Genomic DNA, 15,921 nt, shown 5'->3' on the forward strand with positions numbered 1-15,921 from the left:
CCGTTGGCTCCTACGCCTCGTATCCGGTGCGGTTTTTGTTGATGTAGTGCTGACCATAAACAAAAGAGACCGCCGGCAAGCCGGCAGCCTCTTTTGTTTATTTAGGAATGAATATTGTGGCCTTTATTTTTCAAATCAGTGGTGTGCGTGATGCTCTTCCACTGCAACGTCTTTGCATACTCTCTCGATCATATCTTCATCTGCAAGGTACGGCATGGTGATGTAATCCTGCCCTTCCCTTGTCTTGTTGTACTCTGCTACGGTCTCGATGGAGTGCTCGCATCTTCCCCAGCTCCTTCTCGATACACCGATCATGGTATCCCACGGGATCGCTGCCCGTAAGATCTCGTCCACTCTCTCGCTTCCGTCCAGCACCATTCCGAATCCTCCGTTGATGGATTTGCTGATGCCGACTCCGCCTCCGTTGTGCAGGGCTACCAGGCTCATTCCCCTGGCTGCGTTTCCTGCATAGCAGTGTACTGCCATGTCCGCTGTGATGTTGGATCCGTCATAGATGTTGGAGGTCTCTCTGTACGGAGAGTCTGTTCCGCCTGTGTCGTGGTGGTCACGGCCCAGCATCACCGGTCCGATCTCTCCCTTCCTTACCATCTCGTTGAACTTCAGCGCGATGTCCCTTCTTCCCAGGGCATCCTGGTACAGGATACGGCACTGGGTGCCCACTACCAGTTTGTTCTTCTCCGCGTCACGGATCCAGATGTAGTTATCCCTGTCCTGGCTCCTTCTGTTCGGGTCGATCACTTCCATGGCTGCATGGTCTGTGGCACGCAGGTCCTCCGGCTTGCCGGACAGACAGCACCAGCGGAACGGGCCGTATCCGTAGTCAAACAGCTCCGGTCCCAGGATATCCTCCACATAGGATGGGAAGATGAATCCTTCGCTTGTGTCCACGCCGTTCTTGGCGATGTCCTTTGCTCCCGCATCGAACACGGCACGCATGAAGGAGTTTCCGTAATCGAAGAAGTAGGAGCCTCTCTCCACCAGGGTCTTGATCAGGTGGTAGTGTTTTACCAGGGTCTGGTCCACCAGCTCGCAGAATCTCTCTTTATCGTTTGCCAGCATCTCCGTGCGCTCCTCAAAGGTCAGGCCCTGCGGGCAGTAGCCTCCGTCGTACGGCACATGGCAGCTTGTCTGGTCAGATAACAGCTCTATCTTGATGTTGTTGTCCACTGCGTACTGCAGCAGGTCAACGATGTTTCCGTGGTACGCAATGGATACGGTCTCTTTCTTCTCCATATATTCCTCTGCCACACGGAACGCCTCAGCGGCATCCTCGATCACCAGGCTCACCCAGCCCTGGCTGTGGCGGGTCTCGATACGGGAGGCATCCACCTCTGCTACGATACCCACTCCTCTTGCGATCTCTATGGCTTTTGGCTGTGCACCGCTCATGCCGCCCAGGCCGCTCGTAACGAACAGATGGCCTGCCAGGTCCCCGTCCTGCGGTACGCCTAAGAACTTACGTCCTGCATTCAGGATAGTATTAAAGGTTCCGTGCACGATGCCCTGCGGGCCGATGTACATCCAGCCGCCGGCTGTCATCTGTCCATAGGAGGATACGCCCATGGCTGTGGCCTTTGCCCAGTCCTCCGGGTTGTCGAACATTCCCACCATCAGGCCGTTGGTCACGATGACACGGGGGCTGGTCTTGTGGGATTTGAACAGGCCCATGGGATGGCCGCTCATCATCACAAGGGTGTGCTCGTCTGTGAGCTCCTCCAGGTATCTCTTGATGAGCTGGTACTGCATCCAGTTCTGGCATACCTGGCCGGTCTCTCCGTATGTAACAAGCTCGTAGGGGTAAAGGGCAACATCATGGTCCAGGTTGTTGTCGATCATGACCTGGAATGCCTTTCCTTCCACACATTTTCCTTTATATTCATCGATCGGTCTTCCGTAGATCCTTTCCTTCGGCATGAAACGGTATCCGTAGATACGTCCTCTTGTCAGAAGTTCGTCTAAAAATTCCGGTGCGAGCTGTTCGTGCAGCTCTTCCGGCACATATCTGAGGGCGTTTGCTACCGCCAGTTTGATCTCTCTTTTGTTCAGGGTCAGCTCTCTTTTCGGGGCTCTTCTGACACCTTCTTTAAAGGTCGGGTACTCCGGCAGAACGGGATCCAGTTTGATTACCATTGCTTTTCCGATTTCCGCATTGTTCATCTCTCATCTTCTCCTTTTCCTGTTTATTACATCGAATCTTTATATAGACTTTACCATACAGTTAGTCAAGAAAGCGTCGAAGAAGACGCCGAAACTATTAAAATTTTGTGAATTATCAACTATTTTTGCCTTAATTTCGTCGAATTTTTCAAATATCCTCCAGCCAGCGGATTTCATAGGCCCCCGGTATTTCCTCCAGACACCGTCTTGCCCTCTCTTTGTACACCTCCACAGACTCTGTCAGGATATCCCTGAAATCCTCCGGAAAACGTACCAGCAGTTCTGCCTCAGTCAGTGCCAGAAGCCCTTTCGCATAGGGTGAGGCAAACTGGTGCGCGCTCTTCATGGCTTCCTCCAGATACCGGACCGCTTCCGCCTTATTTCCCTTTTCTGCCTCCAAAACCGCCAGATACCCTTTGGTAATGGAACGCCCGATAAGGGTAAAGGACTCCTCGTACACACGGTCTGCCTGATAAAGAGCTTCCTCGCTCTGTCTCGTCTTCCCCATTGCCAGATAGGAGCGCCCCATATTGGAATAGAACGTGGCGTTGCAGGGACAGTGGTTGCTGTCGCAGGTGGCAACCGCCTGTCTGTAATATCTGTTTGCCTCCTCAAAATCCCTCTGTTTTCTCCGTATTTCGCCCATGTAATTATAGCACGCAGCAATATTCAGCGCATAAATTCTGGACTTAAGCGGAGCATTCTTAAAAAATTCCAGGGATTTTACCAGATACTCCATCCCCTCCTCAAACCTGCCCTTCATAGACAGATAGAGTCCATAGAGACGGCAGGTTATGGCATAATCCTCCTGCAGTCCGTTCTTTTTTGCCAGCACAAGGCTTTCCTCCAGATACTCTTCCGTGTGCTCTACCTTCCACAGATTGGTCTGCTGATATATGAGAAAACGCAGACATCTAATCTTTTCTGCCGGGTCATCTCCTGCAAGGACATTGGACTTCAGGGCCTTTTCAATATACTGTGCCCCCTCCTCGTAATATCCCTGAGGAATGCAGTATTGAGCTGTAGCCTGCATAAGGCTCACATGCAGCTTCAGATATGACTCCTTCTGGGGATTTCTCTGGCTCAGCTCCAGAAGTTCTTCCTCAAGCTGCCTGCAGTAATCCAGCACGGAATCCATCTGCACTTCCTTTTTCCCTCCGGCAGGGAAGAGAGGATACAGCTCATAATACCTGTAAGAATATTCTGTCAGTGCCCGAATCCTGTACTCCAGCGCCTTCTCCCTGTCCCCGCAGAGAGTATAGTGGTAAATCAGACGCTCATATCTGTTGGCTTCATAGAGCGGCAGCCCCTCAATATATTCTGCCAGTTTTCTGTGGAATACACGGCGTTTGGAGGGGGACATTTTTGTATGTACAAACTTCTGTATGCTGTCATGGCAGAAAAAGAACCGCACTTTCTCACTGTCCTGCTGTTCTTTTATAAATCCCTGCTCCTTCAGTTCATCCACAGCATCCAGGATCTCCATCTCATCACATTTAAGAATCTGCATGCAGGCATCCATATCCGCCCAGGCCTGGCAGGAGGATATGAGTTCCAGCACCTGTCTTGTCTTTTTCTGCAGCGCTGCCATCTTCTGCTCCCACACCTGGTTCAGAGGCGTGATATCACCGGCCTCCAGCCTTCCGTCCCCGCAGCAGTCCAGCAGCGTCTTCAGATACAGGGCATTTCCGGATGTCTCGCCGTAAATAGTGTCTAAAAACTCTTCGCTGACCCGCTCCTCCCCCAGTCTCCCTGCCAGAATTTTTCTGACTGCCTCCCTGGTAAAGGGAAACAGCGTGATCTCCTGAAGACATTCCTCCTTCAAAAGAGGCTTCAGGGCTGTCCGCAAAGGCTGGGTAAAGATACAGGGACTGGTGGCCAGTACCATAATATTGGGATTCTTGGCCCGTATGAGCAGGGAGAGAAATTCCAGGCTCGTCTCATCCATAAACTGTATATTGTCGAAAAAAAGTACCACCAGCACCTGTTCCCCGATCTCCTCAAATAATTTTATGAGCAGATTCCTGGTTGCCCGGTAGCTGTAGGAAATCGTGGTATCACCCAATACCGGTTCTTTCACATCCTGGGTATCGAAAAGCGGAAACAAAAGCTCTGCTGCCTGCAGATATTTTTTGTCCAGAGCAAAATCCTGCTTTTTCAGAAGGGAATTTACCTGCATCATAATGGTATTCCATGGCTGAAGCACGATATTCTGTTCATTTTCCAGACAGACGGCCCGTAAAATGACTGTGTTTTCCCCTGTGATCTCTTCCAGGAATCTCTCTGCCAGATAAGTTTTGCCCACACCGCTTTTGCCGGAAAGCAGAACAGAGGTGGGTGAACCGGACAAGAACTGACGGTATGAGGCCTGGAGAAGCTGCAGTTCGCGCTCGCGGCCTGTACATACTTCCCCTGAATGTTCCTCCTCCTTCTCCCCCTCCTCTGACCAGACGTGGAGAAGCTTCCTGTAAAGTTCCCGTATTTCCCTGCGGGGCGCCACCCTGAGCTCTGTGTTCAGCAGATTCACAAGCTGCTGGTACAGGCGGATGCCCTTGTAGTAAAGATGCGCACTCTCATATATCTCCATCATGCGCAGATATACCCGCTCGTCTAAAGGGTCCTCCTGTACATAGCGCTCAAACAGGGTTTCCCCTTCCGCCACGGACAGATCTGCTTCGCTCTGCATCTTCTCATAAATGGCTCTCAAAAATGCCTCTTTTGCCAGCCCTCTTTTCATGGTCAGCCATTCTTCGTAAGGGTACGCATTTTTTATATAAAATCCGCCCAGAAGCTCCTCCCGGTAGAGAGACGGATCTCTTTTTTCCATGAATGCATCGTAATCCACAAGAAACATAAGTTCCGGATTCAGCTCCAGGGTCTGCCTTGTCGGTGAGGAGACAAGATCTGTATGAAATATTTTACGAATGGTGTACAGTGCATGCCTCAGATTCTTCTTTGCGGTGGCCTCATCACAGGAATCCCAGAGAAGGGCCGCAATCTGGTCCCTTGTGGCCTTTTTCTCAATGGCCATATAGAACAGAAGCGCCTCTGCCTTCTTATAAGGCAGTATGACCTGTTCCCCATCCAGTAAAATCTGCGGTGTCTGTAACACATATATCTGAACTGTTGACACAATTTTCTCCTTTCCGAAAAACCTGTTGCTTCTGCACTCCATTTTATACAAAATCCGACATAAAGTAAAGCAAAAAGGCCGCCGCTTCGGAAATTCACCAAAGCGGCGGCCCTGCTGCCGATCATCTTTATTCTGCTTTTTTTACTTTACAGATACCGAGTTTTGCGGCGGTATCACCCGTACTCTGTACGGCAAGCGCTTCTTCCCAGTTTTGGCACAGAAGCAGTTCGCCCTCTTTCACCGTATGATCCGAAACACAGATACATCCCTCACCCACGTAGACAGCCAGCAGGTCAAACATGCCTTCCGGCTCCAGCATACAGGACTGTCCGGCCTCCAGTATAGCGGCCTCCATCCTGCCGTCCGCGCCGTTTTTCAGCATCAGGTTAAAATCTGTCACTTTCCCGTAGCTGACTGTGGGCACACCTCCGTCAAAGCAGTCTACCTCATATGGCTCCAGCTCTGCTTTGGTGTTGACACCGTGAATCATATCCAGATGTCCCTTCAGAGTCATCAGATAGCGTTTTACTCCGGGAAGGCTTGTGAAACTGGATTTCTGCAGTTCCACTGTGGCACTGCTGATGCGTGCCTGAAAGGTGCCCTCCTTGTAATCCCCATCCTCAGGATAGATAAAGAGCTGTGTTGTGGTTCCTCCTGACCAGACAGAAGTCTGATACTGCTCAGCGTTTCTTACAGTGATACTGGCATTCATGACGTTTTTCCCCTTTCTTTGCCTTCGGCTCAGGGTTCTTACAGAATTCCCTCTTCCGAAACAGGCTTCTTAAAAGCACCATCCAGCCCCAGGAAATTGTAAGGGCGGGAAATGCTGATAAAATAATCCCTTTTACGGGAGATATTTCCGTAAATGTAACCGGCCCGAAAAACATCACAAATACGACAACCATCATGATCACCAGCGTTATCTTTTCTTTCATGGTGTTAGGCGGTGTCAAAAATATCTTCTGGAGATCCATCTCCACTCTTTCCGGTTCTTTTTTCATACGCTCACTACTCCTATCCTTTAAACTATACCGCAAAAAATCTTATCTGTAAAGCAGCAGACAAAAACTCAAGTTCAGGCTTTTGCATGTTCCTCAAGCACCTGAGGCTCCACATCGACCACATCATCCACATCCTCAATGATCTTATCAATAAAGAAAATCTTAAAGGTGGACGCAAGCTGCAGGATGAAGATAGGCAGTACGCAGAATCCGCCTACACCCGACAGATATTTCACGCCTTCCACGCCCTGCTGTCCTCCGCCGAAGATTACCATGATCACGGAAATGATACCGATAGAAACGCCCCATACGATCTTCTGCCAGTTTGCAGGCTCCTCATCGTAGCTGGAACCCTCCGTACAAATCTGGGAGATGGTGGTGGACATGGTATCCGCCGTAGTTGAGAACGCCGCTATCATGGTGATCATGATAAGAGGAATGAGGATAAAACTGATCGGCATCTTCTTAAGCAGCTCCCACAGACCGGACACCGCAATGCCGTTCTGGATCGCCCCAATCAGATCCGCCTTTCCGATATCCTGCCAGTTGAGTGCAGTTCCGCTCCATACGGAGAACCAGATAAGGCCAAAGGTAGACGGCATAATCCAGTTTACGATCATGAACTGGCGAATGGTTCTTCCGTAGGAAATCATAGCAAAGAAGATAGCCATCAGCGGCGCATAAGCGATCCAGCACGCCCAGTCAAACATGGTCCACCAGGTAACCAGTGCCTCACCGCCTACATTTCCGGGGTCAAGTCCCCATGAGAGGAAGTGGTCGCCCCAGTATCCGATACCTGTATTCATCATGTTCAGTATGTACACCGTCGGTCCTGCGATCAACAGGAATACAAGAAGCACATAGAAGATCTTGGAAGTTCCGTTCGCCAGCCACTTGATACCTTTATCAAGGCCAGCCACAGAGGCAATGGTAAAGGTGGCCGTAATGATCACGAACAAGGTGATCCACACAACCGGTCCCTGCTTGATACCGTAAGCTGCCTCCAGACCGGAGCCGATCAGAGCCAGTCCCATACCCAGGTTACTGGAAAGTCCCAGTGCCAGAGCCACGATGGAAATTACGTCGATGATGCTTCTCAGTACACCGTATTTGACTCTCTGTCCAAAGAGAGGAGTCAGGGAAGCTGCCACAGACAGTTCTTCCTTCTTGTTGAAATAAATGTAAGCCATTGCACATCCAACGATGGAGTACATTGCGTAAGGGATAAATGTCCAGTTGTAGAACACACGGCCCATACCGAACATGGCAGCCTCCTGGGTCAGCGGCTCAATGCCGTAGCCTCCCAGTTCCCCGTAAATACTGCCGTAATAAATCATTACCTCATTGGCACCGTACACGATACATCCTGTAGCGATACCGCCTGTCAGCGTCATGGCGAACCATGAACCAAAGGAGTGCTTTGCCTTGGCATTGCGGCCTCCGAACCTGACCTTGCCCAGTTTGGAAAATGTAAGTATCATTACCACAACCAGACAGAAAATAGCTACCAGCTGATACAGCCATCCAAAGCTCTTCAGGGACCATCCGAAAATAGCTGAGCAGACTTCCGTCAGCCACTCATTTTTCAGGATTCCCAGAAGTGCTCCGCCGCCGATGATAATGAACGCAGGAATAAACACACTCCATCGAACAGCTTTTTGTTGTTTCTTTTCTCCACTCATAGAATACCCTCCTGGTGATATAATTTTTTCCCGCGGCTCCCCGGTATATGACCGGACAGCCGCTTATGTAATGCGGATTGGTCTTTCCGCTTTACTGCAGTCTTATTTACTCTGTCTTATAAGATTTCAGGAACTCATAAGTCTTCTGGATGTCCACTGACATGTTCCTGTCATTGTCCAGATAGGGGACCACTTTCCTGTAGGACTCAAACAATGGCTTTGTCCCCTCCCCAAGCATGGGATTCTCTCTTAAATCCACGGCCTGGGCTGCATGCATCAGCTCAATGGCTGCCATGTAGTACAGGTTGTCAATGATCCTGCGCATATTTGCCGCTGCCATGGTGGAATTGCTTGCGGTATCCTCTATATGGCCTGCCATGCTCAGGAAATCAAGGGAACATGGATTGGCATACATGCGGTTCTCCGTATCCAGATAAGACACGGTCTTCTGAATGGTTCCGTAGGCAATGACCGCGCCCTCCACAGGTGTCAGGAAACGATTCAGCTTTGTAAAGCCCGGGTCACCGATCCTTAAAATCTGCTGGGAGATCATCTTTGACATATGTGCCAGTCCCGTGCTCGCCATCTCCACAGCCAGTACCCAGGTAAGCGGTTCAAAGTTAGGGCTTCCGCACATTCTGTCCTCCTCAGGAAGCAGGCATGGATTGTCATCTGTGGCATTTAACTCCACACTAAGCTGCTGTTTCAGGTAGCCCAGGGCATCCATCACAGAACCTGTGATGGCGCTCTGGCACCGGAAGCTCAATGGGTCCTGAAGGGCTCTGCCCTCCCAGGGTTTTTCCAGATAACTGCCCTTTAAGAGCTCCTTACATTTTCTGGCTGATTCTATCTGGCCCTGATAGCCCCTCTCCCGGTTCACGCTCTCGTCCATGGGGTCAAGCACGCCGTTCAGCCCCTCAAGCGCCAGGCAGAATACCCTTCTGTAACGCTCAATAAACTGTTCCGCCTCAATGACTCCCATGGCTGCGAAAGCGGCTCCCTGGGCATTGGAGGAGACAATGCCCAGGCCGTCCTTTGGTCCCAGCTTCAGCGGCTCCAAACCTGCCAGCTCCAGCGCTTTCGCACTTTCCATGCGCTGGTTCTGGTAATAAGCTTCGCCTTCCCCGATGGCTGTCAGTCCAATGGCGGGAAGGGTTGCGATATCTGCTTCCCCCACGCTGCCCCGGCTCTTCATGACCGGATGGACGCCTCTGTTTAAAAATTCCACATAATACTGCACAATCTCCGGGGCCACACCTGTGTGACCGCAGAGAAAACCGTTCAAACGGACAGCCATGATGGTTCTTGTCTCCGGAATGCTGCACTCCGGCCCCACACCGATCATATGGCTTCTCAAAAGATTCTTGTTGTAGGCGTCGTATCGGTCTGCATACACCACCTTGTCCTTGTTCCAGCCCACACCTGTATTCAGCCCGTAAACTGCAACACCGCGTTTGTCCAGCTCAAAAATCAGCTCTCTGGCTTTCCTGACCTTGTCCATGGCTTCTGCATCCACTTCCACTTTTGCATTTTCAAATGCGATTTCCTTGATCTGGGAAATCGTCAGCTCACTTCCGGTCAGCCGAATTACCTTCTCCTGCATGTTAATTGCCCTCCTTACGTTTCTCTTCCAGATATGCCACTACCTTCTCCGGTGTGATGGGATAACTTGCAAAACAGCTCCCCAGCGCGTAGTTTATGGCATTGGCCACTGCCGGCGCCGGTGCCACGGCTGCGATCTCTCCCAAACTCTTTCCTCCGTATGGGCCATCCGGCTCCCCGTCCTCCACAAAGATGGAGCGCACCTTTGGCATATCCGGTGCATTGATAATATGATACTTGGAGAAGTTTTTGGTCTTGACCCTTCCCTTTGCATCATAGGAAATCTCTTCAAAGAGAGCCTGCCCCAGACTCATCTGGGCACCACCCTCCACCTGGCCTTCAGACAGCGTCCGGTTCATGACCTGTCCCACATCATGTACGCAGAACAGGTCCAGCACCTCTGTCTGCCCCGTATACTTATCCACCCGCACCTCAGCAAAGGCACAGCAGTAAGTTCCCGGGTTGGACGGCGGCTCGTATTCCAGCTCCGTGTGCATGTAACGGCAGCACTTAAGTTCATAGTCAAGCGCTATTTGTTTATAAGACTTCTCCTCCTTTTCGCAGCGAAGGATTCCGTCATCGGCCTCTATCTTGTCCTGATCCCATTGATACATCTCCACACATGCCTGTTTCATCTTGTCCAGAAGCTGTTCTCCTGCCTTCTGCACTGCCCGTCCGCACACATAGGTGACACGGCTGGCCTGTGTTCCCGCCGCGTCATATGGGGTGATAAAAGTGTCGGCCTCGTGGATCTTGATCCGATATACATCCATATGCAGCGCTTCTGCTGCTATCTGCTGCATGGTCATAACCGTTCCGCAGCCCTGGTCATGGATTCCGATCTGCACCTCCACAGTTCCGTCCGGATGCAGGGATATGGTCACATTTGTAAACTCCGGATACGCGCCCTTATAGCCATTTCCATGGGCACCGCAGGCCATGCCTACTCCATACGCGTACCGTCTGGTATCCTTCTCATGAATATGTTCTCTTTTTTCTTTCCAGGAAAAGACCTCCATGCCTTTCCGGATACATTCCTCTATCCTGGCATTTCCCAGATTCGTTCCCCCTGTGGGGTCATCATCCATAGGATGTACAATGTTTTTCAGCCTGAGTTCACAAGGGTCCATACCGATGGCATTTGCTGCCTGGTCCAGATTTACCTCCGTGACAGCATGAGCCTGGGGAGAACCGTAGCCTCTGCAGGCGCCCCCGGAAATGGTATTTGTATAGAAGGTCCGCACATGGCAGGTCTGGTTCTCAACATGATACATGCGGAACAGTTTTTTACAGTACGCCATGGCAATTGCCGAAGCATTGGTATAATAGGCACCTCCGTCAATATCCGCATCTATTCTGCGTCCTCTAATGACGCCATCTCTGGTAACCGCTGTTTTTACACGGGTTTCCGTGGCATTTCTGCTTCTGGTTCCCATGACTGCATCCTGCCTGTCCATATACAGCATGACCGGACATCTCAGTATCCATGTGGCAAATGCACAGGCCGGCTCCACCACGGTCTGCCCCTTTCCTCCAAAAGAACCGCCCATCACAGCTTTTATAACACGGACCTTTGTATAAGGGATGCCCAGCAGATGGCTGATATGGTATCTGACCTGGTAAACCGTCTGGCACGGGGTCCAGAGTACCAGATTGCCGTTCTCGTCAATCTCACTCAGTGCAATATGGGGTTCAATGGCGCTGTGGTGGATTTTCTGGGTACTTCCCTCTGTGCTCACCACGATCAGCCCATCTTTTGCTTCCCCATCTCCGGTAAGCGCCTCATAATCCCCGCAGCTAACCTCTTTTTCAAATGCAAGCATACCCTCTGTTTTCCTGGCAGCATTAAGGCCGATGACGGGGGCAGCTTCATCATAATCGATCTCCACCAGACTGACTGCCTCCTCCACGGCTGCCTTGGTTTCCCCTACGACAAGGGCCAGATGGTCTCCCACATAACGGGCCTTTTCGCTTAAAATATACTGGTCCATGGGAGCATCCAGACAGGCAGACCAGTTGTGCGGGTTGTAAGGTATTTTCGGCACATTCGCATGGGTAAACACTGCCCGGACGCCCGGTACCTGTTTTGCCTTCTCCGTACGGATTGTAATATCCGCATTGGCTTTTTCACTCAGAACCAGCTTGGCATAGAGCATGCCGGCGATCTGCCTGTCACAGGTGTACTTTGTCTTTCCCCTGGCCTTGTCATACACATCCTCACGGATATAGCTCTTTCCCACATATTTCAAATCGCTTTTATTTGTATCCATTATCTGCCCGCCTCCTCTTCTGCCCTGCGAAGGTCATCCAGTATCTGGTCAATGACCCCGAAAGCGGCTGATTTTTTATAATGCTTTGACGGCCGGTTCGGAATATTCTCCTCTATCTGGGCGTACACAGCATCCCGAATCTTTTCCTCGTCACAGCCGGAAAGTGTCTGTCCCTCCAGACACGCTTCAATCAGACGGGCACGGCCCGCTTTTGCGCCCACGGCCCCCAGATATACTACAGGGTGCATCATACATCCCTCTTTTATCTCTGTACAGATACAGCCGTTTATCTTTGAAATGGTAACTGCTTTTCTGGCACCTACTTTTGCAAATGCTGAAAGCACATGCTGTTTCTTCACAATAAACTTAAGGATGACTTCTCTTTCTCCCAGGGTGGTCTTCTCCAGGCCTTCCACAAAATCATCCACCAGACGTTTTGTCACTGCACCTGTCCCGTCCAGAATCTCTGCCTCTGCGCCATAGGCAAGCAGCACCGGGGTAGTATCTGAACTCTGGGATGCGTTTGCCACATTTCCTCCCAGGGTGGCCCGGTTCCTGATCTGGGTGGAGCCTACCATGGATGCGGCCTTAGAAAGAGCCGGTATCCATGTCCTGACAAGGGGACTCTGTTCCAGCTCTGTCATGGTGACACCTGCGCCGATGATCACGGAATCCTCTGTCTCTGTGATCTGTGACAGCTCCGGCAGATGTGTCAGGTCAATCAATGAATAATGAAATTTTTTTTCTTTTCTCAAGTGGATGACAAGGTCTGTTCCCCCTGCGCAGAGATAAGTATTCTCATCTTTTTCCCTGAGGGCAGCAGCCAGTTCATCCAGATTTTGCGGTATTCGGAAACTCACTTGATTTCCCCCTCTCCCACGGCATTCACAGCCTTCACGATTTTCTCATACCCTGTACAGCGGCACAGATTTCCCTCGATGGCTCTCTTGATTTCCTCCACTGTGGGGTGGGGATTCTCATAGAGCAGTGCCTTACAGGACAATATCATACCCGGTGTGCAGAAACCGCACTGGACAGCTCCCATCCGGATAAACGCCTTCTGCAGCGCGTCCAGCTCACCGTTTTGTTCCAGTCCCTCAATGGTGGTGATCTCCCGGTCCATGACCTGGCCTGCAAAGACCGTACAGCTTGTCACAGCTTTTCTGTCCAGCAGTACCGTACAGGCACCGCATTCTCCCTCGCTACAGCCCTCCTTCACACCGGTCAGTCCGCAGTCCTCACGCAGAAAATCGAGCAGACGTTTTGTCGGCTCTGTCTCTTTCTCTATCTGTTCTCCGTTGATCATACATCTGAGCAGCATTCTATTCACCCTCTCCTGCTTTTTTCTTATATCTTTTACGCCTCTTTGTGCGTTTTTCAGTCTGTCCATTGTCTGATGAGTCTATTGTATATCACTTCCGTTGAAAAACCGTTGAAATCCCTCTGGTTTTTTGTCTATTTTCCAAGAAACTCTTGACGGAAATGGTTTTTTCTTAAATAATGAGTAACAGACAGGAGGTTTTACTATGGAACTGGCAAACAGCTACCTGGAGGAGGGCTTTCCCTTCCGGGGCCGAAAGAGAAAAAAAATGGAACAGTTTCTGGAAAAAAGCGGCCTGACCTATGACGCGCAGATCATCTACTCTGTCCTGCTGTGCAGGGGGGACGGGGAGATCATAGGCTGCGGTTCCAGACATGAAAATATTTTGAAATGCATTGCTGTGGATGAAACTTACCAGGGGGAAGGGCTTCTGCAGCGAATCGTCACACAGCTTATCAAACAGGCTTATACCTGCGGCATTCCGCATCTGTTTTTATTTACCAAACCAAAATACCGGGTTGTTTTTGAGGATATGGGCTTCTACCCCATAACGGAAACAGATACCATGCTGCTGCTGGAGAACAGAAAGGATGGTATCTCCCATTATCTGAAGGAGGAGCTTGCCAAATTTCCTCTCCCTCCCTGCAAAGACGCGGGTGCCATTGTCATGAATGCCAATCCCTTCACCAGGGGGCACCGTTATCTGATCGAAACCGCGGCACAGGCGTGTGACGTGCTCCATGTCTTTGTGCTCTCCGCTGACGCTTCGGAGTTTCCCGCTGATGTCAGGCTTCGTCTTGTCAGGGAGGGATGCAGGGATCTTGAAAATGTCATGGTCCACGGCAGTTCCGAATATCTCATCTCCCATGCCACCTTTCCCGACTATTTCCTGAAGGATAAGGCAGGGGCTTCGGACAAAGCCGCGGAACTGGATTTGAAAATTTTTGCAGACTATTTCAGGGATGCCTTTCATATTAAAAAGCGTTTTGTTGGGGAGGAACCCTTTTCCCCGGTCACAAGAGCGTATAATGAACAGATGAAGCAGACCCTTCCGGCCTGTGGGATCGAGGTTGTGGAAATTCCACGGAAGACATGCGGAGATACAATTATCAGTGCAACCCTTGTCCGGGAGAAATTCCTGGCAGGCCATATGGAATCCCTTCGTCCGCTGGTGCCGGACAATACTTACCACTATCTGGTATCACAGGAGGGGATTGCCCTCAGAAAACAACTATTGGAGAGACAGTCATGAACCATACAGATTTATGCTCCGGCACTCCCATTACCCTGGATCAGGTGCTGGATGCCAGAGAACGGCGGGCAGCCATTCAAAGAGAAATGCTGAAAGATATACAGCGTGATAACACTGCCCTGATCAGCTTTACATTGAATATCGTAGGGCCAATCAAGGTCTTCCCCTATACCATTCTGGCCTTTGAAGCAGGTCTGGAAGCCATCCGGGAATGCCTTCTCTGGCTGGAAGCGGATATCACCGCTTTTCGGGAGGTTCGGGAAGTTACAGGATATGAGGCATTCTTTTCTGTTAAAAAGGAGTCCGGTCTTGCCCGTATATGTAAAATACATCTCACAGAACTGGAGGAAACCCATCCTCTCGGACGTCTCTTTGACATTGACGTGCTGATGCCCGACGGCACTAAAGTATCCAGGGAATCCCTCGGATATGCCGGGCGCACCTGTCTGCTCTGTGACAGACCTGCCTTTCTGTGCGGACGCTCCCGGACACATACAGCTCAGGAGCTGGTGGAGCGGGAGATTTCTCTTATGAGAGATTTTTTTGTGGAACGTTTTTCCGTCCATATCGGACTGCTGATGCAGAAAGCGCTTTTTTATGAGGTCAATACCACTTTAAAGCCCGGCCTTGTGGACCTTATGCACAACGGTGCGCACACAGATATGGACCGGTATACCTTCCGTGACAGTGCCTATGCTCTTACTTCTTATTTTATTGAGGTGACCAGGCAGGGGATGGAATTCGCCCTTAAGGAGGGAAAGGAGGAGGACCTGCCGGAGCTGTTCGCATCCATCCGTCCGCTGGGCATAGCTGCGGAGACGGCTATGAAACAGGCTACGGGCGGGGTCAACACCCATAAAGGCATGATCTTTTCCGGGGGCATTCTCTGCTGTGCGCTTGGCTATGATATGGTTTCCAGAGACGCGGGCGGCTCTTTCCGCCTGAAATACGCCAATCCCGGGGAGGCCTTTCCCCATCTGGAAACCACAGTGCGGCAGATGCTGGTTCATCTTCCGGATGACTTTCAGAGGCTTGACACCTCCCATGCCGCAAGCCACGGAGAGTGGCTGTACAGACAGTATGGCATCACCGGAATCCGCGGGGAGGCTCATCTTGGTTTCCCATCCCTCTTTCACATGGGATATCCCCTCTTTCTCCGGGTACTGGCCCATGGCGGTTCCCTGAATGAGGCGGGATGCATCACACTTCTGCACTATATGGCAGAGACAGAAGATTCCAATCTGATCACCCGCTCCGGCTATGAAACAGCGGCGAAAATCCGGAGAGAATTAAAACGATTCTTAGAATATGCCTCTTACGAAGAACAGCTTGCCGTTCTTCCCCGGCTGGATGATCATTTTGTACGAAATCATATCAGTCCGGGCGGAAGCGCGGATATGCTGGCCCTCACATATTTTTTATATTTTACAGGCATTTTGCCCTGCAGATGGGATTGAGAGGCTGCGCAGAAAGGAAAATGAA

11 protein-coding genes are annotated in these 15,921 nt (G+C 50.8%); 2 read left to right on the forward strand and 9 right to left on the reverse strand.

The features are described 5' to 3' along the window. Positions 1-135: 135 nt before the first annotated feature. From LC508_RS08135 to LC508_RS08175, 9 genes are all read right to left on the reverse strand, one after another. A complete protein-coding gene (locus LC508_RS08135) occupies positions 136-2,178 on the reverse strand; it encodes a urocanate hydratase (protein ID WP_186971063.1) in 2,043 nt (680 codons plus the stop codon). Positions 2,179-2,326: 148 nt separating this feature from the next. Beyond that, a complete protein-coding gene (locus LC508_RS08140; RefSeq protein ID WP_158587349.1) occupies positions 2,327-5,311 on the reverse strand; it encodes an AAA family ATPase in 2,985 nt (994 codons plus the stop codon). Positions 5,312-5,438: 127 nt separating this feature from the next. Next, entirely contained in the window at positions 5,439-6,023 is a 585-nt protein-coding gene (locus LC508_RS08145) for a HutD family protein (protein WP_033143992.1), read from the reverse strand. Next, positions 5,992-6,312: a hypothetical protein gene (locus LC508_RS08150; RefSeq protein WP_033143993.1), complete on the reverse strand. Its 321-nt coding sequence runs from the start codon at positions 6,310-6,312 to the stop codon at positions 5,992-5,994. The genes LC508_RS08145 and LC508_RS08150 overlap by 32 nt, the downstream gene beginning before the upstream one ends. 74 nt (positions 6,313-6,386) lie before the next feature. Next, positions 6,387-7,994 carry a BCCT family transporter gene (locus LC508_RS08155; RefSeq protein ID WP_054353703.1) on the reverse strand — a complete coding sequence of 536 codons (1,608 nt, stop codon included), beginning with the start codon at positions 7,992-7,994 and terminating at the stop codon, positions 6,387-6,389. A gap of 106 nt (positions 7,995-8,100) precedes the next feature. Further along, positions 8,101-9,597 carry an HAL/PAL/TAL family ammonia-lyase gene (locus tag LC508_RS08160; protein WP_033143927.1) on the reverse strand — a complete coding sequence of 499 codons (1,497 nt, stop codon included), beginning with the start codon at positions 9,595-9,597 and terminating at the stop codon, positions 8,101-8,103. Between the two features lies 1 nt (position 9,598). Next, positions 9,599-11,866, reverse strand: coding sequence for a xanthine dehydrogenase family protein molybdopterin-binding subunit (locus LC508_RS08165; RefSeq protein WP_103732306.1), 2,268 nt, complete (start codon positions 11,864-11,866; stop codon positions 9,599-9,601). Beyond that, positions 11,866-12,726 carry an FAD binding domain-containing protein gene (locus tag LC508_RS08170; protein ID WP_033143925.1) on the reverse strand — a complete coding sequence of 287 codons (861 nt, stop codon included), beginning with the start codon at positions 12,724-12,726 and terminating at the stop codon, positions 11,866-11,868. The genes LC508_RS08165 and LC508_RS08170 overlap by 1 nt, the downstream gene beginning before the upstream one ends. After that, entirely contained in the window at positions 12,723-13,187 is a 465-nt protein-coding gene (locus tag LC508_RS08175) for a (2Fe-2S)-binding protein (RefSeq protein WP_054353725.1), read from the reverse strand. The genes LC508_RS08170 and LC508_RS08175 overlap by 4 nt, the downstream gene beginning before the upstream one ends. A 205-nt stretch (positions 13,188-13,392) precedes the next feature. Between LC508_RS08175 and citC the strand changes: the two genes are divergently transcribed. Both citC and citX read left to right on the forward strand, forming a co-directional pair. Continuing rightward, positions 13,393-14,439: a [citrate (pro-3S)-lyase] ligase gene (gene citC / locus LC508_RS08180; RefSeq protein ID WP_103732256.1), complete on the forward strand. Its 1,047-nt coding sequence runs from the start codon at positions 13,393-13,395 to the stop codon at positions 14,437-14,439. Next, complete coding sequence (gene citX, locus LC508_RS08185; RefSeq protein ID WP_033143923.1) at positions 14,436-15,896, forward strand: citrate lyase holo-[acyl-carrier protein] synthase; 1,461 nt, start codon at positions 14,436-14,438, stop codon at positions 15,894-15,896. The genes citC and citX overlap by 4 nt, the downstream gene beginning before the upstream one ends. The last annotated feature ends 25 nt before the right edge of the window (positions 15,897-15,921 follow it).

Source organism: Blautia parvula (genome assembly GCF_020215665.1).
In the GTDB taxonomy this organism is placed as follows: Bacteria; Bacillota; Clostridia; order Lachnospirales; family Lachnospiraceae; genus Blautia; species Blautia celeris.